Annotated in this window: 15 protein-coding genes; 4 read left to right on the top strand and 11 right to left on the bottom strand. The window is 69.1% G+C overall.

Annotated elements, in window-relative coordinates; all coding sequences use genetic code 11:
- Window positions 1-43 precede the first annotated feature (43 nt).
- A complete protein-coding gene (locus J2Y70_RS18630) occupies window positions 44-2,470 on the top strand; it encodes an AAA family ATPase (RefSeq protein WP_309920914.1) in 2,427 nt (808 codons plus the stop codon).
- A gap of 263 nt (window positions 2,471-2,733) precedes the next feature.
- Here the strand turns inward: J2Y70_RS18630 and J2Y70_RS18625 are convergent, their stop codons facing one another.
- On the bottom strand, window positions 2,734-5,133 hold the full coding sequence (locus J2Y70_RS18625) for an NdvB protein (RefSeq protein WP_309920910.1): 2,400 nt from the start codon (window positions 5,131-5,133) through the stop codon (window positions 2,734-2,736).
- A complete protein-coding gene (locus tag J2Y70_RS18620) occupies window positions 5,130-6,509 on the bottom strand; it encodes an MFS transporter (RefSeq protein ID WP_309920906.1) in 1,380 nt (459 codons plus the stop codon). Before J2Y70_RS18620 ends, J2Y70_RS18625 begins: the two co-directional genes overlap by 4 nt.
- A gap of 151 nt (window positions 6,510-6,660) precedes the next feature.
- Here J2Y70_RS18620 and J2Y70_RS18615 point away from each other — a divergent pair, with 151 nt between their 5' ends.
- Window positions 6,661-7,224, top strand: coding sequence for a gluconokinase (locus J2Y70_RS18615; RefSeq protein WP_309920903.1), 564 nt, complete (start codon window positions 6,661-6,663; stop codon window positions 7,222-7,224).
- 291 nt (window positions 7,225-7,515) lie between these two features.
- Here the strand turns inward: J2Y70_RS18615 and J2Y70_RS18610 are convergent, their stop codons facing one another.
- From J2Y70_RS18610 to J2Y70_RS18585, 6 genes are all read right to left on the bottom strand, one after another.
- Entirely contained in the window at window positions 7,516-7,749 is a 234-nt protein-coding gene (locus J2Y70_RS18610) for a DUF378 domain-containing protein (RefSeq protein ID WP_309920901.1), read from the bottom strand.
- A gap of 563 nt (window positions 7,750-8,312) precedes the next feature.
- Window positions 8,313-8,939: a DNA-3-methyladenine glycosylase gene (locus tag J2Y70_RS18605; protein ID WP_309921099.1), complete on the bottom strand. Its 627-nt coding sequence runs from the start codon at window positions 8,937-8,939 to the stop codon at window positions 8,313-8,315.
- A 127-nt stretch (window positions 8,940-9,066) separates the two neighbouring features.
- The gene (locus J2Y70_RS18600; protein WP_309920898.1) at window positions 9,067-11,214 is read right to left on the bottom strand and encodes a S46 family peptidase; all 2,148 of its coding nucleotides are present in this window, start codon (window positions 11,212-11,214) and stop codon (window positions 9,067-9,069) included.
- 146 nt (window positions 11,215-11,360) lie between these two features.
- Entirely contained in the window at window positions 11,361-15,443 is a 4,083-nt protein-coding gene (locus tag J2Y70_RS18595; RefSeq protein ID WP_309920895.1) for a hypothetical protein, read from the bottom strand.
- Window positions 15,444-15,591: 148 nt separating this feature from the next.
- Entirely contained in the window at window positions 15,592-19,431 is a 3,840-nt protein-coding gene (locus J2Y70_RS18590) for a translocation/assembly module TamB domain-containing protein (protein ID WP_309920892.1), read from the bottom strand.
- Window positions 19,428-21,209 (bottom strand): autotransporter assembly complex family protein, encoded by a 1,782-nt coding sequence (locus tag J2Y70_RS18585; protein WP_309920889.1) that lies wholly within the window; start codon window positions 21,207-21,209, stop codon window positions 19,428-19,430. The genes J2Y70_RS18590 and J2Y70_RS18585 overlap by 4 nt, the downstream gene beginning before the upstream one ends.
- A gap of 417 nt (window positions 21,210-21,626) precedes the next feature.
- Between J2Y70_RS18585 and J2Y70_RS18580 the strand changes: the two genes are divergently transcribed.
- Window positions 21,627-22,178 (top strand): GNAT family N-acetyltransferase, encoded by a 552-nt coding sequence (locus tag J2Y70_RS18580; RefSeq protein ID WP_309920886.1) that lies wholly within the window; start codon window positions 21,627-21,629, stop codon window positions 22,176-22,178.
- A 3-nt stretch (window positions 22,179-22,181) separates the two neighbouring features.
- Window positions 22,182-22,724, top strand: a complete 543-nt coding sequence (locus tag J2Y70_RS18575; RefSeq protein WP_309920883.1) for a DinB family protein — start codon at window positions 22,182-22,184, stop codon at window positions 22,722-22,724.
- Between the two features lie 240 nt (window positions 22,725-22,964).
- Here J2Y70_RS18575 and J2Y70_RS18570 read toward each other — a convergent pair whose 3' ends face one another.
- From J2Y70_RS18570 to J2Y70_RS18560, 3 genes are all read right to left on the bottom strand, one after another.
- On the bottom strand, window positions 22,965-23,615 hold the full coding sequence (locus tag J2Y70_RS18570; protein WP_309921096.1) for a DUF480 domain-containing protein: 651 nt from the start codon (window positions 23,613-23,615) through the stop codon (window positions 22,965-22,967).
- A 148-nt stretch (window positions 23,616-23,763) separates the two neighbouring features.
- Entirely contained in the window at window positions 23,764-24,462 is a 699-nt protein-coding gene (locus tag J2Y70_RS18565; protein WP_309920881.1) for a hypothetical protein, read from the bottom strand.
- Between the two features lie 9 nt (window positions 24,463-24,471).
- Window positions 24,472-25,074, bottom strand: a complete 603-nt coding sequence (locus J2Y70_RS18560) for a hypothetical protein (protein ID WP_309920878.1) — start codon at window positions 25,072-25,074, stop codon at window positions 24,472-24,474.
- Window positions 25,075-25,190 lie beyond the last annotated feature (116 nt).

Below are 25,190 nucleotides of genomic sequence, written 5' to 3'. Positions count from 1 at the left end.
AGGCTAAGATCCCTGCTGTGAACGCCCACGCCCGCCCACGCTGATGTCGTCCGTCCCGATCGCGTCGCGGGCGAGCTATCTGCAGCAGCAACGGCTGCGGCTGCAGACCCAGCTGGAGCAGGCGCAGGCGCGCCAGGCCGCGGCCGAGACCGAGGTGGAGCGGCACCTGCCGGCGGTGGAACAGGCCGTGGCCGCGATCCGCCGCGACTTCGTCGCGCAAGCGGCGCAGGCGGCGACCGCGGTGCTGCGCCGTGCGCGCCGCCGCGCGTGGTGGCCGGCGCTGCTGCTGCGCCCGCTGCTGCCGGACTGCCGCTGGCGGCTGGCGCTGCTGGTGTTCCTGCTGCTGGCGCTGCCGTGGATGAGCGCGCACTGGTTCGGCGACGCGCACGGCTACCTGGACTGGTGGCGCCTGCTCGGCGTGCAGCGCGACACCCTGCAGTTGGTGCAGCGCGCGCTGCCGTCGCTGCTGCTGTATGCGCTGCTGGTGATCGGCGGCGCGCACCTGCTGGCCCGGCACGTCAGCCACGACGAACGCGCGCTGCTGGCCGGTTTCGCGCGGCGGCCGCTGGCGCTGGTGCAGTTCGCCGACGACGACCGCCACGACCCCGCCCATCCGTACCGCGTCACCCGCGCGCCCTGGCCGCTACGCGAACTGCAGGGCCGCTGGCAGATCGCTGCGGCGCACGGCGACCTGTCCGGCGCACGCATGCTGGCGCTGCACGACGGCGCCGAACCGGAACCGCGCGTGCAGGCGCTGCTGGTGCTGCCCGATGACGCCCATGACGCCGCGCTGATCCCGATCGCCGCCGAGTTCGAGACAAGCGAACAGGCGCAACTACGCGAGCTGGCGCTGGCGGTGGCGGCCAACGCGGCCTCCGAGGCGCAGCCGATCGCCGAACTGCACCGCCACGTGGACGCGTGGATGGAAGCGCGCAGCCAGCAGCGCATGCTGCAACAGCGGCTGCAGAGCATGGACGCCATCCACCGCCACTGGGCCGACGTGGCGCTGCCCGACAACACCCTCGACCAGATCCTGAAGCTGGTGGACCTGTTCGTGTCCGGGCGCACGCCGGCGCCGAAGGGCGTGCTGCTGCACGGCCCGCCGGGCACCGGCAAGACCCTGATCGCGCGCAAGCTGGCGCGCCATGCCGGCTGCCATTTCGAGGCGCTGGGCGTGGCCGACCTGAAGGCCGCGCACGTCGGCCACACCGGGCCCAAGGTGCAGGCGATCTGGCAGCGCTGCCGTGCCAAGGCGCCGGCGATCCTGTTCATCGACGAATGCGAGAGCGTGTTCGCGCGCCGTGGCGGCGTGGACAGCGACAGCTTCGGCGCCGAACTGGTGCAGACCTTCCTCGCCGAATGGGACGGTTTCCACGAAGCGCGCGGCCAGGTGCTGGTGATCGGCGCCACCAATCGGCCCGAACTGCTCGACGACGCGGTGATGTCGCGCTTCACCGCCAGCATCGGCATCGGCCTGCCCGACGCGGCGGCGCGCGCGCGCATCCTCGGCGGCGAACTGGAGCGCGCCGGCTTCGCGCTGGCGCTGGACCCGCGCGTGGTCGCCGACAGCAGCGGCCTGTCCGGGCGCGACCTGCACACCTTGGTGGCGCGGGTGGCGGCCGAGTGCCTGGACGGCGAACTCGACAGCGACGCGCTGCTGGCGCAACTGCGCCTGCTGCGCGGCAAGGGCTCGACCCGCGTGGCACCGCTGGACTGGAACGACATCGTGCTGCCGGCGCCGGTGATCGAGGAATTCGTCGGCCTGGGCAAGGAACTGCGCAACGCCGAGACGCTGGCCACGCTGGGCGTGCCGGTGCCGCGCGGGATCCTGATGTACGGTCCGCCCGGCACCGGCAAGACCCAGCTCGCGCGGATCCTGGCCAGCCAGTCGGGCCTGGCGTTCATCGCGCTGACCGGCGCCGACCTCAAGGCCGCCTACCTGGGCCAGTCGGGCCAGCGCGTGCAGGCCGCGTTCGAACGCGCCCGCGCGCAGGCGCCATGCATCGTGTTCGTCGACGAGATCGACATCGTCGCCCCGGCGCGCGGCGCCGATGGCGACGACGCGCTGACCCGCGAGATCGTCGGCCAACTGCTGCAGGAGCTGGACGGCGTGGCCAGCCAGGCCGGGCAGGTGTTCCTGCTGGCCGCCAGCAACCACGCAGCCGCGATCGACCCGGCCTTGCTGTCGCGGCTGGACCGGCAGATCGAGATCGGCCTGCCCGACCGCACCGCGCGCGGCGCGATCGTCGCGCGCCTGCTGCACGGCAAGCCGCTGGCGTTCGACGCCGCGGAGGCCGCCGACTGGCTGGCCGAACGCAGCGCAGGCCGCTCCGGCCGCGACCTGCAGACCTGGATCAGCCGCGCCCTGCGCCGCGCCGCGCGCCGCGCCCTGCTGGAAAGCGACGACGCGGCGAACACCCGGCTGCAATGGGACGACCTGATCGAAACCGCGGATGCGGTGCGCGCGTAGCAGGGACTACTCTCGCGGCTGAAGCCGCTCCTACAGTGCACCCGGCCGGCCGCATGCTGCCCTGTAGGAGCGGCTTCAGCCGCGACCAGCGCAATGGCGCCGCGCCGATGGCGGACGCCCAAGGCGTGCCCGCTTTTGTGGGAGGGACTTCAGTCCCGACTGCAGCCAACCGGCAGCTCCACATTCGCCAGCCTTGAGCGACCAAAACCGGCCGATCATTCCTACGATCGCCATCCGGATCGGAACTTCCAGATGCGACCGCCTCACCCGACCGGCAACACCACCTCGACCCGATAGCGGCGCCCCGGCTCGATACCCTCGATCCGCGGCACCTCCAACGCCTGCCCATCGACGCTGACCCGCTGCGCAACGCATCCGGCAATACGCTGCATCCGCACCTCGAACGACGCGCCGCGGAACCGGCGCTGCACGGTGGCCTGCGTCCAGTGCGACGGCAGCTGCGGCCGCACGCCCAAGGCGTCGCCTTCGCCCTTCAGCCCGAACAACCCTTCGATCAGGCAGCGGTACAGCCACGCCGCGGTGCCGGTGTTGAACAACTGGCTGGAACGGCCGGCGGTGCGCGGCAGTTCGCGCCAGGCACCGCGGTAGTAGTTGGGCACGAACACCGGCAGCTGGCCGCGCTGCAGATAGTCGGCCAGGTCCGGCCCGGGGATCATCGCGTGCAGCACGCGCCAGGCGCGATCCGCATCGCCGATCGCGTACAGCGCATGCAGGTAGAACGCCGCGGCGTGGTTGTAGACCGAGCCGTTCTCCGCCGAACCGGGATGCTTCTGGGTCAGCCGGCCCACGTCCTCGCGCATCGCGGTGTAGGGCGGCGCCAGCATCGTCGGCCCGTAGGGCGTGTCCAGTTGCGCGTCGACCGCCTGCAGCAGGCGCGCACGCCGGTCCGCGTCGGCGGTGCCGGCGAGCAGCGCCCAGCTCTGCGGATTGAGGTAGATGCGGCCCTCCGCGTCGTCCTTGATGCCGAAGCGCACGCCGTCGTCGGTGATGCCGCGCGCGTACCAGTCGCCGTCCCACAGCTCGCGATTGACCGCGGCGTTGACCGCGTCCGCGCCGGCGCGGCACGCGGCCGCCTGCGCCGCGCGGCCATGCCGTTCGCAGATGTCCGCCCACAACTGCAGCGCGTAGGCGGTGGCCACCGACAGCCAGCCGGACACGCCGCGGCCGCGGTAGCCGACCATGTTCATCGGGTCGCACCAGTCGCCTTGCGCGATGTAGCTCAGCCCGCGCGCATCGCGCGCCCCGAGCAGCCAGCGCATCGCCGCGTCCAGCCGCTCGGCGACGCTGATGCTGCGTCCGTCGGCACCGGTCACGGCCTCCTCCAGCAGCGCCGCATCGCCGGTCTCGTCCAGGTAGGCCGACAGGAACACCGGCAGCCACACGCAATGGTCGGTGTGCGGCACCTGGTTGATGTACTTCAGTTCCGCGCCTTCGATCAGCAGGATGCCGTCCGGCATCGCGCCGCTGGCTTCCTGCTGCGACAGCGCATGCAGCAATGCCGCGCGCGCGGTCCGCGGGCGCAGGAAACTCATGCCCATGTGGTCCTGCAGGAAATTGCGGGTCTGCGGATCGGTGGTCAGGCGGTTGACGTCGCCGTGGTAGAACACCTGCCGCGGCAGCCAGTGGTTGACCAAGTTGTCCAGGCACGGATCGGGCGTGGCGATGTGCAGACAGCCGGCGGCCTCGTCCAGATAGGCTGCGTACGCGTCCGCGGCATCGGCAAAACCGGCGGCGGACAGATAGCGCTGGCGCAACGCGCCGATCTCCGCATCGTCGCGCGCCGGGCCGAACAGGAAGCGCAGCGTGCGTTCCTGCTGCGGCTCCAGCGTCAGGCAGTACTGCAAGGCCGCGGTCGGCATCTCGTAGCGCGCATCGGTTCCGCCAAGCCGCGGCTGCAGCACCGCCGTCGGCGCATGCAGGCCGCCCTCGCCTTCGAACGCCGATTGCCGCGCGTCCCAGGCATCGGGCGGCTGCTCGTGGAGCAGGAACGTGCAGTCCTTGAAGTCCCGGTTGCGGAAATAGTCCTCGACCTTCTGGTACGGGGTGACGCTGCGGCAGACGATGCCGCCCAGGTCGGCGCGGTACTCGCCGCTCTGGTGCATCCACGACATGTAGCCGACCGGGAAATACGCATACAGCGCGATCCGGCGCGCGCGCCCGTCCAGGTTGCGCACCTGGCATTGCCATAGCTCGACGGTGTCGTCGACCGGCAACTGCAGGCGCAGCTCCACCTCGATGTCGGCGTAGCGCGCGCACCAGACGATGTCGCGCTTGCCGACCGAGAAGCGGAACGCCTGTGGCGTCGCCCGCACCGGCTCGTACGGCACCGAGTACACCGCGCCGCTGTCTTCGTCCTTGAGGTAGAAGAAACGGCCGGGATGGTGCGCGTAGTACGGCTGCTCCGGCTGCATGAAGGTCCGCGCCTCCAGGTTCGGCGCATGCGCGTACTTGGCCGGCTCCGGCTGCATGAACTGCGCGGTGGCGTAGCCGCGGCAGGTGGCCTGGATCATCATCCGCCGGTTCCACAGGAAACCGCCGGCATTGGGCAGTGCGGTCGGGCTATACAGCGTGTAGCGCTCGCCGTCGGCGCTGGGCGCCAGCAGATCGGTTGCCTCGCGGTACGCGTCGTTGCTGGAGCTCATGCCTTCGCCTCTTCTGCGGCGCGCTTGCGCGCGGCCAGTTCCTGCTGGATGCGCAGCAGCTTGGCATCGTCGAGCGGGTAGAAGTGCATCGTCCACGCCGCCAACAGCGCGACCGCGCCGGGAATGACGGTCAGCAGCAGCACGATGCCCAGCTGCGAAGCGCCGCTCTGCGCCTGGTTGGCCACGTAGCCCATCGCCGCCAGCATCCACGCGATGCAGGCCGAGGCCAGCGCGCCGCCGAGCTTCTGCGAGAACGTCGCCGCCGAGAACGTCATCGCCGTGGCGCGGCGTCCGGTCTTCCATTCGGTGTAGTCGGCGGTGTCGGCGTACATTGAGAACGCCAGCGGCGATTTCGGGCCCAACGCCAGGCCGATCAACAGATTGATGCCGAACAAGGCCCAGATCGCATCGCGCGGGATGAAGAACATCGCGCAGCTGAGCACGCCCACCAGCACCATCAATCCCATCATCAGCCGGCGTTTGTCGCACAGCCGGGTCAACAGCGGCGTGGCCGCCGCGCCCACCGCCAGCGCCACCGAATAGCTGCCCAGGAACCACCCGGTCAGCTCCGGGCGTCCGATGTAGTACTTGAAGTAGTACACGCCGGCGCCGGCGCGCATGACGATGGTGATCATGATCACCAGCGCCAGCACGAACAACACCCGCCACGGCGGATTGCGCAACAGGTCGGCGATGTCCTGCAGCACCGGCGCGCGCGGCTGCGGCAACGGCTGCACGCGCTCGCGCGTGGTCGCGAACACGATCGCGAACAGCGCCGCCGCGGCGATGCCATAGACCAGCATCGTGCGCTGCCAACCCTGCGCGTCGTCGCCGTTGCCGAACCAGCGCACCATGTCCAGCGTGGCGTAGTTGACCAGCGTGGTACCGGCGAAAGCGGCGATGAAGCGGAAGCTGATCAGCGTGGTGCGCTGCTGGCTGTCGGCGGTGATCACCCCCGACAGCGCCGAATACGGAATGCTGATCACCGTGTACATCAGCATCATCAGCCCGAAGGTGACGTAGGCCCAGACCAGCCGCCCGCCCTGGCCCAGGTCCGGCGTGGTATAGGCCAGCACGCCGCTGGCGGCCATCGGCAGCGCCGCGAACAACAGGTACGGCCGGAACTTGCCCCAGCGCGAGCGCGTGCGGTCGGCGATCGCGCCCATCAGCGGATCGGTGACCGCGTCGACCACCTTGGTCAGCAGGATCATCGTACCCACCGCGGCCGCCGGCAGGCCCATGGTGTCGGTGTAGAAGATCAGCAGGAACGCGGAGATGTTGGCCCAGTAGAAATTGAAGCCCATGTCGCCGACGCCGTAACCGACCTTCTCGGTCCAGCGCAGCGGTGCATCGGCGCGTTGCGGCGGTGTCGGCATCGGCGATCCTGTACGGGTGGGCATGCGATGATGGAACGGCGCAAGGCACGCTGCGCCGATCGTGGCGTGCCGACGCTACACCACGCTGCGCGCATCGCCAACGCCGGCGCACGCATCATGCCAAACCCACTGCAAGGTATAACCGCTCGTGATGGACGCGACATCCCATAATTCCTTGCCGCAGCGCAGCGAAGCCATCGTGGTGATGGGCATTTCCGGCAGCGGCAAGACCAGCGTCGCGCAGGCGTTGGCCGCGCACTACGGCCTGGTGTTTCTGGACGCGGACGATGTCCACAGCGCCGAGGCCAAGGCGCAGATGGCCCGCGGCGTCCCGCTCACCGACGCACAGCGCGTGCCCTGGGTGGCGGCGCTGGCGCTACGCCTGCGCCAGTCGATCGACGCCGGCCGCAGCGTGGTGCTGGCCTTTTCCGGGCTGCGCCGCGTGCATCGGCAGCAGCTGCGCGACAGCGGCGTGCCAATGCGGTTCGTGTTCCTGCACGCCGCCGCGCATGTGATCGCCGCGCGCCTGGCACTGCGCAGCGGCCACTTCATGCCGCCCGGTCTGCTGCAGAGCCAGATCGACACGCTGGAGCTGCCGCTGGAGGAGCCGGACGTGATCTCGGTAGATGTCGACGCACCGTTCGACGCGGTGGTGGCGGATGCGATCGCGCAACTGGATGCGGCGCCCAACGCCGCGTTTGGAAGGGCACGCTGACGAAGTCGCGCCGGCGAAGCCGGGGGATTCCGTGTCACGCACCACGCTGTCTGCGTAATGGTTCTAGCGTCCATGGCGACAATCCATGGACGCACGCTCCTTCTGAGGGCCCGCCGCCAGAGAGCCCGTTGTGATCCTGCTTTCCAGCCTCGCGCTTCTCAGCACTTGCCGCCAACGGCACGATGATGGCGCAGGATCGGCCGGAGCAGGCGCTGCCAGCAACTGGAAGCGTTGCGTGGTCTCTGCCCCGCGGCGCCGGTGCGCGCATCGGCACCGGCGCCGCGCCGCTCGTCAGTGATGGTGGGCGTGTTGGCCATGACGGACCGGGGTGTGCTGATTGGTGAACAGCGGCACCAGTTGCCACAGCGCCGAGACGCCGACCAGGGTGTATACGATCCGCGACAGCGTTGCGTTCTGTCCGCCGAACAGCGCGGCGACCAGGTCGAACTGGAACAGGCCGACCAGGCCCCAGTTCAGGCCGCCGACGATCAGCAGCACGAGGGTGAGGACATTGAGCACTTTCATGGTGGCATCTCGCAACGTGGGAGGAGCCTGCATCCTCCGGTGCGCCACATTGCGCCCACGCGAATGCGATGTGTGCGGCGCCTGAAATGGGTGCTCATGCTCTGTGCACGTTGCTGACTGCACGCGCTTGGCGTGGCTGCGTCAGCCGGGTCCGCTTGGCATGATGAAGTGGCGGTCAATGTCTTTCCCGGGTGACCAGACGCGGTCATGGTGTCGCCAATCCTGGCGAGCGTGCATCGGTCTTCCATGCGATTTTGCATGAAGGGTTCGGCACTGACGCTTTCCGATTGCGGTGACTCCGCCGCGCCTTTTGTCGCGGCTGAAGCCGCTCCTACAAGAGCCTTGCAGCCGACCTCGCCGGGTGCGCTGTGGGAGGGACTTCAGCCCCGACGCCTTCCGGTTACGGCAACCCGTCGCTTCGCTCGTCGCGCTGAAGCCGCTCCTACCAAAGGGCTCGCAGCCGACTCGCTGGGTGCATTGCGGGAGGGACTTCAGTCCCGACACTTGGCGATCCCGGCCATTCCACGCAGCTTGCATGCATGGACGCGCCAACTATCAACCTGTCAGCTCGCGCGAGCACCCTTGCGTTTAGCACCTGGCAACGCAGGCCCCGACACGTTCGGATCGCCCGGCACATACCAGCGCCACATCGCCTCCGTGGCCTTAGTGATGCCGATGCGCGGCGTGGCCACCGGATCGGCCGGCGGCGGTGTGCCGTCCTCGCCCAGCCACAGGCGCGAACTGGTCCGGGTCAGGTCCAACCCGTTGTCAGCACCCGAGGCACCGAGCGCCTTGGCCAGCCGGCCGGGGCCGCGGGTGAGATCGGCGATGCGCGCCGCACCGCGCGCCAGCTGCATCGCCTCGATCCCCGCGACCGGCGCCAGCGCACGGATCAGCACCGCGTGCCCGGGCGCGCCGCCGCACACCGCATTGAGCGCCCAGTGCATGCCATAGATGAAATAGACATACAGATGGCCGGGCGGGCCGAACATCACCTGCGTGCGCGGGGTCATGCCGCGGAACGAATGCGCCGCCGGATCCTCGGCACCGCAGTAGGCTTCCACCTCGACGATACGTCCGCAACGACCATCGGCGGCGACCAGCAGCTTGTTCAGCAGCTCCGGCGCGACCAGGCGAGAGTCGCGCGCGTAGAACGCGCGAGGCAACGGCGTCGGAGATATCGGCAGCATCGTCACAGCCTAGGATCGCCTGCGCGAAGGCAGCGTCGCCTCGCGCAGGCCGCAGCACGCGCGCATCCGCCCCGCGACCGATCGGGCAGCAGATGCAGCACGCCGGCGCCCGCGAGTGGGACGCAGCTCACTCCGGCGGCAAGTGCAGTTCCTGCAGCAGCTGCGGCGCCGGATACACCTTGGCCAGCAGCCAGCGCAGGTAGCGCATGTCCACGTGGATCGCCCGCTTGTAGCGCGGGTCGTACCACCAGCTGGCGCTGACCGCCTCCCAATTGCTGTCGAAGTTCAATCCGATCAGCTCGCCGCGCGCATTGAGCACCGGCGAGCCGGAATTGCCGCCGGTCGTGTCCAGGTTGGTCAGGAAGTTCACCGGCTGGGTCTTCAGCTGCGCATCGGCGGTGCTGCCGAAATCGCCCTTGGCGATCGCGGCGAGCAACGGCTTGGGCGCATCGAACGGCACCTGCCCGGTGTTCTTCTCGACGATGCCGGCCACCGTGGTCACCGGTGCGAAACTCACCGCATCGCGCGGCGCCAGCGGCTCGACCCGGCCATAGCTGATGCGCAGGGTGCTGTTGGCATCCGGATACACCGCCCGCCCCTGCTGCTTGCGCCAGGCGAACAGCGCGCGCATGTAGGCCGGACGCAGGCGCAACTGCTCGCCATCGCGGGCCTTGCGCTCGTCCTCCAGGCGCTTTTGCGCCGGCACCAGCGCCGCGGCCAGGGTCATCAGCGGATCGGCCGCCACCGGCTTGCCTTCGCGCGCGGCGGCGAAGCGCGACAAACGCTCGGCCTCCGCGCCCAGCTTTGTACCGGCGTACGCGGCGTCCAGCGCCCGCTGCAGCTGCGCCGGCGTGCGCCCGAACACCGCATCGAATTCAGGCACGCGCTGCGCATCGGGCAACTGCTGGTAGCGGCCCAGCAACGCGCTCAGCAAGGCTTTCTCCACCGCCGGCGAATAGCGCCGCTGCACCTGTTTCAGCTTGCCCTCGATCAACCCGTGGTCGCGCTGCTGGTAACCGCTCTCGCGCTGCGCATCGGGCGCGGTCGACTCCAGCCGCAACCGCTCCAGCGTCAGCGCCGAAGACAACAACTGGGTTTGCGTGCCCAGCAGGGACAGCAGCAGATCGCGCTCGCGCAGTGCCGATGCCTGGCCCAGCAGCGACTGCAAGGCCGCGATGTCGCGCGCGTCTTCGCCATGCGTGGCGGCGAGCATGCCGCGCTCGTCCTCGCCGCGCAGCCGCACCGCATCGCTGCGCTGCATGCCTTCCAGCTCGCCGGCCGCGCGCTTGCGATTGTTCTTCAGCGACTGCAGCTGCGACGCATAGCGCGTGCGCGCCTCGGTGTCGGCCTTGCCCGCCGCCTCGATGACCGCGATCATCTGGTCGAACACTGCCACCCGCTGCGGCAGCGCCGCGTTCACCTGCTCGTCGAACTCCGCCGCCGTGCGATGCCGGTAGGTGATGCCCGGATAGCCGGCCAGCATCGCGTAGTCCCCGGCCTTCGGCCCCTGCGTGGCGATCTGCAGATGCGCCGGCGGCTGGTACGGCACGTTGTCGGCACTGTAGTCGGCCGGCTTGCCATCCTTGCCGACGTAGGCGCGCAGCAGGGTGAAGTCGCCGGTGTGGCGCGGCCACATGAAGTTGTCGATCTCGTCGCCGTAGTTGCCGATCGCCCGCGGCGGCGCATACACCAGGCGCACATCGCGCAGCTCCAGCTGCCGGATCCGGTAGAAATCGGTTCCGTAGTACATGTTGGCGACGCTGCAGCGCACCCCGCCCTCGCGCTCGCAATCGGCCACGATGCGCTTGCTCGCCGCATCCACCGCGTCGAAATAGGCGCGCCCGGTCTTGCCCTTGGCCGGCCCCAGCACCTCGTCGGTGACCTTGTCGAAGCCCACCGTCACCAGCACCCGGAAATCCGGATTGGCCGCACGCTCGTCGCCACGCTCCTTGGCGATGAACCCGTGGTCGATCAGGTTCTCCTTGGCCGACGTGTTGTACTGGATCACCCCGTAGGCGACGTGGTGATTGGTCAGCAACAGCCCGTCGCCGGACACGAACGCTCCGGTCCCGCCCCCGACCTTCACCACCGCGCTCAACGGCGGCTGGGTCACCGCCGCCAGGTCGCGTGGATCGCCGCGAAAACCTGCCTCACGCAGCGGCTTGGCCAGCTCCGGCAACTGCGACGGCATCCACATGCCTTCGTCGGCTTGGGCGGTGGCGGTGAGGGCGAGGCCTAGGGTGAGCGAGGCGGCGAGAGTGCTGGGTGCGGGCATGCGATCGGTTCGCTACAGGTCGGATCCGAACCTTAGCCGGCCACTGCGCATGTAGCAATCTGCAAGACCTGAGCAGCGAATCGTGCCGCACCAGCACCGGACCTGGAGCAGAGCTGGTCCAGCACTGTAGCCCGCCCCGTACGGCGTCAGCTCGCCAACTCTGGCACCTGCCCGGCCGATTCCGCGGTGGCGCGGGCCTTGGCCCATGCCGCCTCGGCCGCGGCAAGCGTGTCGAAATGCTTGAACGACACATCGCCCTTGTAGCTTCGGGGACCCTTGCGGATCGCCAGGACGGCGGCATCGCGGTCCAGACGCAGGGTGGTCAGGTTGCGTGCGTTGCCGAGCTGCAGGCGCTCGATCCGCGCATCGCCACGTTGCCCATGCCAGAGCAGATCGGCATCGGCGATGTCGCGCGTGAGAGCATCCAGCAGGGTGTCCACCAGCGCTTGACGCAGCGCCGCGTCGGCCAAAGTGTCGCTCGGCACTTCGCCGTCATCGATGTCGGCCGGCACGATCTGCCGGGACACCTCATCGGTATCGCCCAACAGCCACTGCGGCGCGCCATGCGCGTCGACCACCAGCGGCCGTCGCGCAGCCACCGGCGTGGCGGCCAGCACTTCGGCCGGGGACAGCAGCCGCATGCCCTGTCCGGGGTAGCGCCAGCCGATCGCGGCATGCTGCTGCCACAGCGCGACCAGCGCCTCGGGCAGCGGATGCTCGCGGGCTTGCGCCAGCGCCGCGATGTCCGCCTGCGCGGCGGGGCCATCGCAACGGGCCTCCAGCGCGGCGCCGGCCGGCTGCAGCGCATGGGCGGCTAGATAGCCGGCCAGGCCCTCCAGCGTCTGCGACACGGCCTGGGTAAGCGTGTCGGCCTGCTGGTGGCGCAGGTACTCGAACCCCTCCAGCAACGACAGGTCCTGCGGTCGCTTGTCGACGTCCGAGTATGCGATGCCGCAGGTGTAACCACCGACACGGCGCGCGTCCGCTTCCAGGGCATCCATCGCCGCAATGGCCTGTGCACCCACCAGGCATGTGTCGCTGGAGTCGTACCATGCGTTGTAGCGTAGGCACAGCCAGTGATGGTTCTCCCGGCGCGGATCGACCAGGGAGCGCGCGATTGCGCCATGGCCGGGCCGGTACCAGGGGTCGCTGGCCACGAACCCTTGCGGCGGGTGAGCGGCAATGCTGTCCAGCAGGCGCGCCGCGTCCTCCGCCGTGGCGCAGCGGATGGCGATGCGCATCTGGCCGAGGCCCGACTTGCCGTGTACCGCGCTGATCGCCGCGCCAAGCCGGGTCCAGTCGTACAGCGCCTCGCCGCGCCACAAGGTCAGTCGCGCGGAAACATCCACGGCGTCGTGGAATACGTCCGGCCCGATCGCCTGCTCCGCGTGCACCTCGAACGGCGGCGTGGCCAGGCCGTAGCCGTCGAAGTAGTGCACGCCCCCTCGCACGTCCTGGAACAGCGTGGCGCCGGTCGTCGGATGGCTGAACCACAGGAAGGCCGCGTCGGCCCCGGCCAGCTCACCAAGTGCCTTCAGGTTAAGCCCGGTGACGGGCACGCCTTTGCCGCGTGCGTACTGCAGCCGTGACAGCAACCCGCTCTTTTGTTGCTCTTTCTGGCCACGCAGAGCGCCGCGCAGCCTGACCTGCAAGTCGCTCTCGGCGAACGGGTCGAACACGGTGGTGGTGTGCGCTCCCACCGTGTAGGCGGTGGCGTCGATGGCGCTCGCGGCCGGATAGAGGGTGCGCACCTGCACGTACTGCTTCAGCGACAAGGCCGCAACGCAGCCCATCAGCAGCACATATTTGTGCACTCCGCGCTCGGCCGCGTCCTCCGGTAGCGGCCAGGCCAGCACCAGCTCGGCGACGTCCAGCGTTTCGCTGTGGCGGCTTTCCCGGCTGTGACTTGCGCAATAGATGGCCGCCGCGGCGATGGATGGCTGCTCGCGCAGGCGCTCCATGACCTGGTCGTGCAATGCCGGCGTCCAGCACTTGTGCAATGCCCAACACAGTCCGCGCGGGAAGCTCTTCTCGTCCCACAGGCGCGAGAACAGGTAGGCGGTGTTTCCCGGTGCCTGAGGGCCCATGTCGCCCAGGCCCTCGTACAGCATATCGAGCACTTCCTTGTGCGCGTGCTCGCCACGCTGCATCGCGGCCGACGCGTCTTCCAGCGCGGTGTGGATGGTGGCGGCTATGTCCACCGACATCACCGCTTCGAGCACGCGCTTCGCCGGGTAGTCGTCGCTGCCGCCCGGCGCGAGCGCCGTCGCGCGGGCCTGTATGCGGGCCAGCGCCCAGTGGAACAGACGCTGGCGCTGAGAAGTGTCCAGCGCCTTCAGCAGGCGCTTGATGGTCTCGCCGACCCGATCCGTCAGCACGCTGTTCACCGGCGCGGCCTGCAACTGGGCCATCAGCGGCTCGAACAGGCGCGCGTCGCCCCAGAAGGCCTGCAGGCCCGCAAGGACGGCGTTGACCCGGGCATCGGCGTCCAATTCGGAAACAAAATCGCCGGCCGGCGGCTGCTCCCCGATCATCGCGACCAGCATGGGGGCCAGCGCGTCGCCGGCATCGGTGACGCTGCGGCACAGTTCCGGCAACAGGGACATCTGCAGTGCGCCGCTCAGCTGCGGCAGGGCACGCTGCACCAGCGCCATTCGTGTCGGCAGCGTGCTGTCGAGCAGATGGCGGATCGCCCATCGCCGCGCGTCATCGTCGTCCGCCAAGTCCGGGCGGCGCGCCAGCCGCATCGCCATCGCATCGCGCGTGGCCGGTGCGGCCTGGGCGACGCCCTCGGCGAAGCTGGGAGCATCCCAGATGGTGAGCAAGTCCTCGGCCAGACGACGGTTCTGGGCCAGCGCCTCGGCGCTGAGCGCCGGTTCCTCCTCGGCAAGCAACCGTTGCGCATGCTCGGCCAGGTCCAGCACGCGCAGCATCAGGTCGTCCCATGCCAACAGCGGCTTTACGACGGCCAGCAGCGCGCGACCGTCGCCGATGGCCTGGTGAATCGGGTGCAGGATGGCAATGGCCTGCCAATGCGCGGGTGTCGAGGCGGCGAGCAATTGCGTGGCGGTGTCCGCAGCGGCGCCCGCGTCCTGGCCCAGGCGCAGTTGCATGCGTGCGCGCAGCGCCCATGTGGCCGGCGCATCGGTGTCGGGGATGCGATCCAGCGCCTGCAGGGTGGTGGCCGGGTCCAGCGCATCGGGATCGCGTTCCAGCGCGCTGTCGATGTGGTCCAGCACCATCGCCCCTACCGACTTGGGCGATACCGCGAGCGCGCGCAGCCGCTGCGCAACCGGCGCCTTGGTGTCGATCTGCGCCCACACCAGCATGCGTGCGCGGCGGTGGCGGAAATCCGGGACGACCGACAGGTCCGCGTCGTCGGCCATCGCCCCGAAGGTATCCACGAACGCGCGCAGCAATGGCGTCTCCACCCCGGCAACCTGCTCCAGCACCTGCGCAAGCCGCGCGTCCTGGCCGAGCAGGCGGGTGTGCAGCAGCCAGTAGATCGCCAGGTGCACGTCCCCGCTCATCGCGGGCAGCTCCGTCTCGAATTCGCGCTGCTCGTCTTCCTTGGTGGGGAAGGTGCTCAGATAGTGATTGAACGCCTCGGCACCCAGCGCATCCGGGCCCTGCAAGGGATGGCCCTGGTTGTCGCAGGCAGGCTGCGAGAGCGCCTTCATCAGCCATTGGTAGCGCGTGAGCAGGTTGGCGCTGGCAAGGTCCTGCGGGGAGGGCGTCCAGGCGTACTCGTGCAACAGCGCCGCCTCTGCATCCTCCCTGTCGTCGCCCACGTCCCAATCGTCGAGCTCGTCCAACTCCAGCTCTTTTTCCCACATCCGCGCACGGAAGGCCCGGTAATCGGCCAGGCTGGCGAAGCGCGGCTCCACCCGCCGGGTCTCGTGGTCCTGCCACCACACCTGGCCGCCACCCCGCAGGTCCAGCAGGGTGTAGTTGTCGCCCTCGTCGTCCAGCACGACGAAGCCGGAAAGCGTCTTGTCGATGCCGCCGAAGTACCGCGGATTGTTGCCCAGGTGCGCCTGGACCAGATCGGGGACATCCAGCGCGGCGAAATCGGAAGTGATCGCCGCAACGATCTGTTGGGTAAGCGGGAGCGCATAGAAGCGCGAATAGGAAGAAATCAAGTCCACGGTGTCATCCATGTCTACGTAGGAAAGGTGCAGCGAAGCCAGGCACTTCCATCCATGCCTGTAGTCGAGTGTCGTGCCCAAGGCCCGCTACCGGCCGGCGAGTCTACAAGATGTCATCGTGGTAGTGGGCTAGGAACTTTGTTCCGCGCGGACAGCCGCTGACGCAACGATCCGCTTCGGCGACATCGCCGCGTGGGCAAGAAGGCTTTCAAAGATAAAAGACGAAAGCCTACTTCTCCTTCCGCCAATTGATCGACCCGCGATTCTCCACCGTGCTCGATTCCACTTCCGCGTCGAAACCGCGGCCGAGCAGGTATTTGAGGGTCAGCACCGAGCCGCTGCCGACCAGGGAGACGCCGTAGCTGACGTAGAGCCGGGGCGAAAGATATTTGCCGAAGCCGACCACCGAGCCGCCGAGGGCGCGCGATTGGCTGACGCCGGCGTCGTCGAAGCCGAGCCTGGCGCCGAGTTGCGAGGCGAGGATGCCGCTGCCGGCCGACAGCGCGCTGGCCGCGGCGGTGACCTGGTCGGCTTCGTCGCTGCTGGCGTTGCTGAGGCTGCGGCCCAGCACCAGGTACGACATCGCTTCGGATTGCGACATCGACGGGTCCGACCACACGTCGGCACGCGGGGCGGTGGCACGGCCGGTGACGTCGATGCCGGCGGTGACGTCGCCGATCTTGCGTTGCGCGCGCATGTTGATGCGCGGGTCGGAGACGACGTTGTTGCTCCAGGTCAGCTGGCCACGGGTGATGGTCAGGTCCTGGCCGTAGGCCTTGTACTGGCCGCTGACGTCGAGGCCGCCGGTGGCGGTCATCTCGCGGCCCTGGCGCGAGCGTACCTGCATGGTGCCGGTCAGCGCGCCCTTCAGGCCGAAGCCGGCCATCTTGACCTGGTTGCCGAGCACCACGCGCAGGTCCATCTCCAGCGGCGAACTCGGCGCTTCTTCCGGATCGGCCGGGTCCAGCACCACCACGTCCTCGGAGACCGAGGTGCCGCGGTCCAGCCGCTCCAGGTCGATGTCCGCCGACGGCACGGTGACCTGGCCGTTCAACTTCATGGTCTTGTTGGCGATGCCGAACTGCAGGTCGGGATTGGCCACCGCGCGCAGTTCGGCAGTGTTGGAGACCAGCACGTTGCTGCCACGGATGTTCAACTGCAGCGGCGTGGTGTCGCCGTACCAGGACAGGCCGCCGTCGACGTTGAGCGTGCCTTCGCCGGATTTCACCGCGGCGACGATGCGCGCCGAGCCATCGGGTTGGGCGTCGAAGCGGCCGTTGCCTTCGCTCAGGGTCAGGCCCAGCGCCGGCAGTTCGCCGGTGAAGTTGCTCAGCGTGGCGTTGCCGCCCATCGACGGTTGCGAGCGTGTGCCGCGCAGGCTGACGTGGCCTTCGACCAGGCCCTTGGGCCGTACCAGGTCGGGCGAGAACAGCTCCATCCAGTACAGCCGCGACATGTTCATGTAGATCTCGCCGGTGAGCGGCGCGTACGCGTCCCAGCCGGTGTCCACGGTGGCGTCGATGAAGCCGTCGCCCTTGAAGCCGACACCGAGCTTGGAGTGGATGTGCTGGGCGGTGAAGTCGGTGACGAAACTGAACTGGTCGTAGCGCACCAGTTCGCCGCGCGCGTTGTCGCCCAGGCGCAGGCCGCCTTCCGGCGAGGCCAGGCGCAGCGATCCCTGCCAGGCGTTTCCGGCCGGCTTGAAGCTGCCGTCGAGGGTGAGCTCGCCGCGCAGGTAGATCTTGCGGCCGCTGTTGGGCGGCAGCCACGGCTGCACCAGCGACAGCGGCAACGCGTCGCCGCGCACGGTCAGGCCTTGCTTGGGCCAGTTCGCGGCCACGCACAGGGCGCCGCCGCCGGTCGCGCCGAGGCAGGTGTCGGAGAGGGTGAAGGCGCTGCCGGCGATGGCGAACGTGGCCGGCTGCCGCAGTTGCCACGGCTCGCCCTTGGCCGGCGCCACCCGCAGCGTGTTCACGCCGCCCTGCCAGCGCGCGCCGTCGCGGCGCAGCTGGCCGGCCACGGCCAGCGCGCCCAGGTCGTTCTGGGTGTCGGCATCGAGTTGCAGGTTCTCCACCGCGCCGCGCGCATCCACGCGCAGCGTCTGCAGCACCATGCCGGCGCTGATCGCGCTGCCGCGCAGCGCCAGTTCGCCGCCGCTGCCGCGCCACGGCAGGCGCCCGCGCAGGGTGACGCTGTCGGCGCCGTAGCTGTCCCACTTCAGGCCGTTGCCGGTGAGGTCGGCGGTGAGGTCGGGCGCGTCGCGGCGACCCTTCACCTGCACGCTGCCGCGCAGGCTGCCGGTGGCGCCGGGCAGCAGGTCGGCCAGCTGCAGCGGCTGCAGTTGCGCATCGATGTCGAGCTGGTCGCCAACCTTGCCCTGCGCCTGCACGCGGCTGTCGCCGAGCGCCAGCTGCAGCTTGCCTTCGCCCTGCTCGCCCTGCAGCGCGAACTTGCCGTTGGCGTCGAGCGGGCGGCTGCGCAGCTTGCCGTTCAAGTGCGGCACGTCGAGGCTGGCCTGGTAGCCGGCAGCGCTGCCGTCTGGGCGCAGCGGCAACTGCTTGCCCTTGGACGCGAACTGGCCCGACAGGTTGCCGTCCCAGCCTGGCGCGAAATAGCCGGGGTCGAAGCCGGCGAGCTTGCCGCTCAGGTCCCAGCTCAGTTCCGGCGCCCATGCCACCGCACCGCCGAGATCGAGCGTACCGGTGGGCATCGCCGCCTGCAGTTGCAAGATCTGCGCCTGCCGGTCGTCGCCGCGCACGTCCAGCTGCAGCCCCGCGCTGTCCTTGCCGCGCGCGACGGTGGCTTCGCCGTAGGTGGCCCACTGCTTCAGCGTGCCGGCCAGGCCGAGGTTGGCTTCGACCAATTGGATCGGCACCGCCGGTGCGTCCGGCGTGGACGGGTCCGGCGTGGTGGCGAACTTCAGCCCACTGGCGTTGACCGAGAAACGGAAGCTCGCGTTGTCCGGATCGCGGAAATCGGCGGTGCCGCGCAGCCGCGCCTGGCCGTCGAAGGCGCGCAGCTGCAGCGGCGCGACGGTGAGCACCTGGTTGTCCAGGCGCACGTTGGACGGATCCAGCGTCAGCTTCTGCGCGCCGTACGCGAGCTGGCCTTGCAGCTTGGCGTCGCCGCCCTTGCCGGAGGCGCTCAGGTCGAACGCGAGCGGTTCGCCGGCGTCGGCCGCGGCATCGCCGGGCGGCACGAACAGCGACGGGTCCAGCGCCTTGCTGCTGGCGGCGAACTGCCAAGTGGGATCGGTGCGCCCGGTGAACACCAGGGTGGCGCGCAGCGGCGCCGGGGCGTTGCCGGCGATCGCCACTTCCATCTTGTCCAGATTGCCGCGCGCGACCAGGCCCAACCGCGCCGGCGTGCGCCCGCGCGCGGCCGGCAGCACGGCGCTGGCGGTGAGGTCGGCCTTGTAGTCCTGCGCCGGCACGTAATCGCCATCGACGCGGAAATCGCCGCGGTCGCTGGTCACCAGCAATTGCTTCGAGCGGAATTCGCCATTGGCGACCTCGATGCCGCCGCGCAGCGTGCGGATGTCGATCATCGGTTGCTGCGCCTGGGTGATGCGTAGTCCGTCGATGGCGATGTGATCGGCCTGCAGCGCCAGCGGCACTTCGATCTGCGGCAGCGACTGCGGCCAGCTCGGCAGTTCGAATGGTTCCTCGCTCTTGGCCAGGTTGAGCGTGGCGTTCTTCAGTTGCAGCACGTCCAGCTGCAGCTTGCGTCCGAGCAGCGGGCGGATGTCCGGATCCAGGTAGGCGCGCTCGGCGGTGAAGTGGATCTCGTCGTAGCGGAAATCCAGGTTGTACAGGGTCAGCGGGCCGGCCAGCGGACCCTCGGCGCGCTCCCAGGTCAGCGAGGACCCGGCCGGCAGCCGCGCCACGACCTGCGCCAGCAGCACGTCGCGCCCGGCCACGGTCTGCAGCAGCCAGTACACGGCGATCAGGGCAAGCAGGCCGAGCCCGGCGATGGTCAGCGCCGAGCCCCACCAGAAGCGCTTGCGCCGGTAGAAGCGCGGGCGCCGCGGCGGCGGCGTGGCGGGCGTGGCCGAGCCGGTCGCGCTCACAGGTTGGCTCCGATGTTGAGATAGAGCTGGAACTGCGAGTCCGGATCGTTCAGGCCATGCGCGATGTCCACCCGTACCGGCCCCACCGGCGAGCGCCAGCGCACGCCGAAGCCGACGCCGGTGTGCCAGTCGGGGGTGTCGTCGAAGGCGCTGCCGCTATCGACGAAGGCCGCGCCGCCCCATGGCCCGCCCTTGAAGTAATGCTCGTATTCGGCGCTGCCGGTGAGCACATGCTTGGCGCCAAGGGCGAAGCGGTCCGGCCTGGGCGTGCGCGGGCCGACCTCGCGGAACGCGTAGCCGCGGATGCTGTTGTCGCCGCCGGCGAAGAACCGCAGGCTCGGCGGCATCGCCACCAGGGCATTGGTCCAGGTGCTGCCGGCTTCGCCGCGCAGGATCAAGCGGCTGTTGGCGCCCAGGCCCTGGAACCAGTTCAGGCGCAGGTGCGCCTGGGTGAAGCTGGCATCGGAGCCGAGTCCTTCGGCGCCGGCGCGCAGGCTGACGTTGCCGCTGAACCCCTTGCGCGGGAACACCTTGTCGTCCACGCCTACGTAGTCGGCCTCGATCTGCGGATAGACCAGCGTGGAGTACTGGTACAGCGCATCGTCGAACACGGTGTCGGTGGCGTAGCGCCAGCGCTCGCGCAGCGCGTTGAGCGAGGCGATCGCGGTCCAGTGCTCGTTGATCTCGCCGCTGCGGCTGCCGGTGAGCTTGAGGTTGCGCAGGTCGATGTAGTCGGTCTGCTCGTCGTAGGCGCGCATCGAGGCGGTGTACCAGCCGTCGAGCCAGCGGAACGCCGGCACCCGGTAGCTGGTGATCAGGCTCTTGCGCTTCTGCGCGTAGTCCAGCTGGGTGCTGAGCTTGTGTCCGCGCGCGTTGACGTAGCGGCGGTCCACGCCCAGGCGCACGCCGGCGCCGCTCTCGCTGCCGTAGCTGATGCCGCTGGTGTAGATGCTGCGCTTGGCGCGGGTCAGGTTCACGTCGACCGGCACGTTGCCGTCGGCGTCGGCTTCCTGGGGCTTGGGCTGGATGTCGACGGCGCTGAAGTAGTCAAGCTTGACCAGCGATTCGCGCAGCCGGTCGAGCTTGCCTTCGTGGTAGTAGCTGCCCTCGTCCCAGTACACCAGCGGGTCGAACAGGTCCTGCCGGAAGTAGTCCTGGTGGAAGCGGATCGCGCCCATGTTGTAGCGGCGGCCGCTGTCCCAGCTCAGGTCGATGTCGGCGGCGTGGTCGGCGCGGGTCACCTCGACCTTGCGCTGGGTGAAGTCGGCATCGAAGTAGCCGCGTTCGGCCAGGCGCCGGGTGATGGTGACCTTGCTGGTCTCGTAGGTGGTGTGGTCGAAGACCTCGTCGGCCTTGGGCCGGAAGTTCTGCAGGTCCTCGCCCAGGTAGCTGTCGTCCTCGGCCGGGCCGGTGATGCCGACGTGGAAGTTGCGCACCCGCACCGGCTCGCCCTTGTCCACGTGCAGGGTCACGTTGAGCTTGTCGTCGTTGCGCGGCGCTTCGACGGTGATGGTCGGGGTGTAGTAGCCGAACGGTTCCAATGCCTGCCGGGTCTGCCGCTCGGCCTGGCTCAGCAGGTACTCCAGGCGCGATTCGCCCTGAACCTTGCCGATGGTCTGGTACAGCGACAGCGAGACCTCGATGTTCTCGATCATCGCCGCGTCGTCGTCCTCGTCCAGGCCTTGTATCTGGACTTTTTCGATCGTGCCGCGCGCCTGGACGAGGCCGGCCAGCGACAGCAAGGACAAGAGCAGGGCGAGGCGGGGGATGGATCGCATGGGCGCCAGAATACCGACACACGGCGTGAAGCTGTTAACTGGACGTTCGCCGATGGCCAACCGGAGGTTCGCTTGCATCTGCGGGCGATGTCGCGTAGGCGGCCTGCGGCGATGCGGATGGAGGTGGGTCGCGGTGCGGCGGCGGGCGGGACGCTACGGGGTTGCCCGGCATGCGTGCGAAACGGCGTGCATCGGTGTCTGCGGCACACTGCTGGCCGCAACGGGGCGCCCCGGCTGCTGTAATGGCGTCGCTTGAGCAGGTACGGCGCACGGAGTTGCCAGGCTGGGCAGCCGATCGGTTCTCCCTGCAAGGGCGATGTTGCAGGCGCGTTACGCGCCAGGCGAACTCCTGCGACTTGCCAAGCCGCGGAGGTCGCGCCACGCTGGCGCGCTCGTCGTCCCAGCAAGGAACCGGCCATGTCCACCGTGATCGAAACCGCGCGCCTGCGCCTGCGCTTGCTGGAGCCCGATCGCGATGCCGCCGCGATGCTAGCGCTGCTCAACGACCCCGGCTTCCTGACCCATATCGGCGACCGCGGCGTGCGCGACGAAGCCCAGGCGCGCCGCTACCTCGCCGACGGCGCGGTGCTCAGCTACGCCCAGCACGGCTTCGGCCTGTACGCCATGGAACGCCGCGACGACGGCGCCTGGCTCGGCGTGGCCGGCCTGGTGCTGCGCCCCACCCTGCCCGCGCCGGACCTCGGCTACGCCCTGTTGCAGGCCTACCAAGGGCACGGCTATGCCAGCGAAGCCACGCAGGCGGTCCTGGCCTACGCGCAGGACACCCTGGCACTGCCGCGCCTATGCGCGATCGTGGCGCCGGACAATCCGCGTTCGATCCGGCTGTTGCAGGCGCTGGGCTTCACCGCGCAGGGCCGCATCCGGATCGCGGACGACGCGCACGACGCGCACGACGTCGAGCTGTACGCGCGCGACCTGCAGGCACCCGCCGCGCAACCGGAACCCTGAGCCGTGGACACCCTGGAATCGCTGCAACTGCTAGCACGCTACAACCAGTGGATGAACGAGCGGCTCTACGCCGCCGCGGCGACGCTGCCGGAACACGCCATCGCGCAGCCGCGCGGCGCCTTCTTCGGCTCGATGCTGGGCACGCTCAATCACCTGGTGGTGGCCGATACGCTATGGCTGCAGCGTTTCGCCATGCATCCGGCGCAGTATCCGGCGCTAACCGCGATCGCCACCGAGCCCACACCCACCACGCTGGACGCGCTGCAGGCCCCGACCCTGGCCGCATTGCAAGCGCGGCGACAGGCACTGGACGCGACCATCGCCACCTGGATGAAACAGGTAGGTCCGGTGGACTTGGACGTCGTACTGCACTACCGCAACACCCGCGGCGACGCCCACCACCGCCGCTTCGGCGACCTGCTGCTGCATTTCTTCAACCACCAGACCCACCACCGCGGCCAGGCCACCACCTTGCTCAGCCAGGCCGGCGTGGACATGGGCGCGACCGATCTGCTGGTGCTGATTCCGCAGATGGAGGTGGAGTGAGGGATCGGCGCCGCCGGTGACGCGAAGATGATGCGACGCGCTGTCCGTCGCTGAGAAAGGCCGCGCCGGCGGCGACGCTAGCGATCTTGGGAGCGATAAGTCCGCACCACAGCGTGCCTAGCTGTTGAGCCGAACATCCGGCGCGTCGCCTTGCGCGTCGGCGAGTGTAGGGATCCGGAAAGCGCGCTGGTGGGGGCGCGCGCTGGACACTGCCATGGCAGCGTCCAACACAATAAGGCGCTACGTTGTACCGCTCTGCGCCTGCAACCCCGCGACGATCTCGCGCAGCTCCGCCAGCTCCGCCTCCAAGGCCTGCACCCGCGCTTCCAGCTCGTCGTTGCCGGACGCCGCCGGACGCGACTTGAACGACGCCGCCAATGCCTCCGCATCGATCGGCCCACCGAGCAGGTGCATGTAACGATCCTCGCGCTGCCCGCTGGCGCGCGGCAACTGCACCGCCAACTGGCGTTGCGCCAACCGCTCCAACTGGTGCCGCACATCCTCGGCATCGGCGAACCGCGCCATGCGCTCGGCCCGCGACAGCAACTCGTTCACCGTCTGCGGACCGCGCAGCAACAGCAGCCCGACCAGGATCACCTGCTGCTGGGTCAGATCCAGCGCCGCCGCTAGGCGATGCTCGTAGCGCTCGGCGCGCGAGGAGAACTGCTGCCGCGCAAGCCCACGCCCTTCCAACTGACGCAGCGCATGCTGCACGTCGCCCGGACTCAGCGACATCACCGGCTCGCGCGACGTCTTCTGGTTGGCCGCCACCACCGTCGCATTGACCGTGAGCGGATACGCATCCGGCGTGGTGGCCTCCTTTTCGATCAGGCAGCCCAGCGCACGGGCCTCGATGGCGGAGAGTACGGGGGGTGCAGGCGTGTCGGTCATCGTGCTCGGCGTCCAGGCAATGACGCGCAGCATAACGCCGAACTGCGACGGGTTCGCCTGCGACGCGCTGGCTCGGTGGTCGGCAGCGAACGCCATCGTGGCGATGGCGGACACGCCGACGAGAGCCGCGCAGGCGGCGACAGCAGGATTATTGCTGCGTTACCGCCATCGCTTCGACCTTCTCGAACAGCGTCGGGAAGCCCTGTGCGAACTCGGCCGCGCATTGCTCGGAAAGTTCCACCGCCCGCCGCTTGACCTCGGCGTAGTCGTCGGCCTCCCAGGCACCGATCGGCAACTCGATGACGGCCGGCGCGCAACGCTGCGACACCACTGCCTGGCGCACCCCTGCCACATCGGCCGGACGCGCTTCCATCCGTACCGAGAAGTGCAGCTCATACGGCGTATTCGCGTCCGACAGCGACTTGTAGACCAGGAGCCAGTTCTCGGCCTTCACCTTGAAGGCCGCTGGCGGCACATCCTGCGGATGCGCGGCTGCATAGTCACGCAAACGCGCCTCCAGCACGCCCGGCAGCGTACCCAGACCCGGATCGACGATCGCCTCGTTCGGCTCGCCCAGCAGATCCTCCTTCCTGAAGGTCTGCACCCCCACGCCGCCGCCCATCGCGCCGAAGATTCCCTGCATCACCTTCAGGCTCGTCGCCTTGGCGGTGTGCGAGCGCCGCACCACACGCAGACCACGAGTTTTCATGTCCGTAGTGGCGAGCACCGTCAACGGCTTCTGTGCCGGTTCAACGAAAGCGGTCTTTTTCCCGGTGCTGGCGCAGCCGAACAGCACAGGTGCCGCAGCGGCGACGACAATCCCGTATATCCACACTTTCAACGACATGAACGTTCCTTATTGTTTCTGATCGGCGGGGCAAGTAGGCGAACGACTGGGCACCGAGCGGCGGTTGATCCGGCCGTTGGCGTCTTTGACGAGCGCATAGACATCCAGACTGCACGCGCCGGACGCGGTGTTCAGGACAGCCTCGTAGTCCTGCCCCGCTTGCGGCACGAACGTCCCTGCGGCAACGCAGGTGGGGCCATGGCCGATCGGGCGATTGCAGACCATGCGGTAGCCGGGCGGCGCCGGCGGGCACGGTGCCGCAGGCGCGGACGCGCCAGCGTCGAACGCCAGCACGACTGGCTGTTCGGAACGGACATAGAGTTCGAGCGACCGCTTCGGCGTATCGCTCAGGCGCGGCATCTGCAGGTTCCGATGCGCGGTCAAAGGAGAGAACGCAACTCGTCCGAAGCCGGGTACATGGCCGCGATTGCAGGTGGTGCCCGGATAGATCACGGCGTTGTCGGTCGCGCCCAGCATGCGCAGGCGCGTGCGTTCGCCGTCGGCAGGCTCGTCGTAGAGGAATAGTTGCGGGGCGTTCTTGACGATGGCGCAAGAAGCGGTCGTTGCGGCAAGCGACGCCAAGCACAGCCACGAGAGTTTTCTACCGACCATGGACGATCCTTCGCTGGGTATTCAGCACGAGATGTTTGTGCATTCGTAGCGGCACGACCCATCGCTGGAATGCGGTGGGTCGCTGGTGCGACGCAAGCGATCGGCGACGAAACGGA

The sequence above is a fragment of the Xanthomonas sp. 1678 genome, from assembly GCF_031455575.1.
In the GTDB taxonomy this organism is placed as follows: domain Bacteria; phylum Pseudomonadota; class Gammaproteobacteria; order Xanthomonadales; family Xanthomonadaceae; genus Xanthomonas_A.
This window is presented reverse-complemented; position numbering and strand designations above follow the sequence as displayed.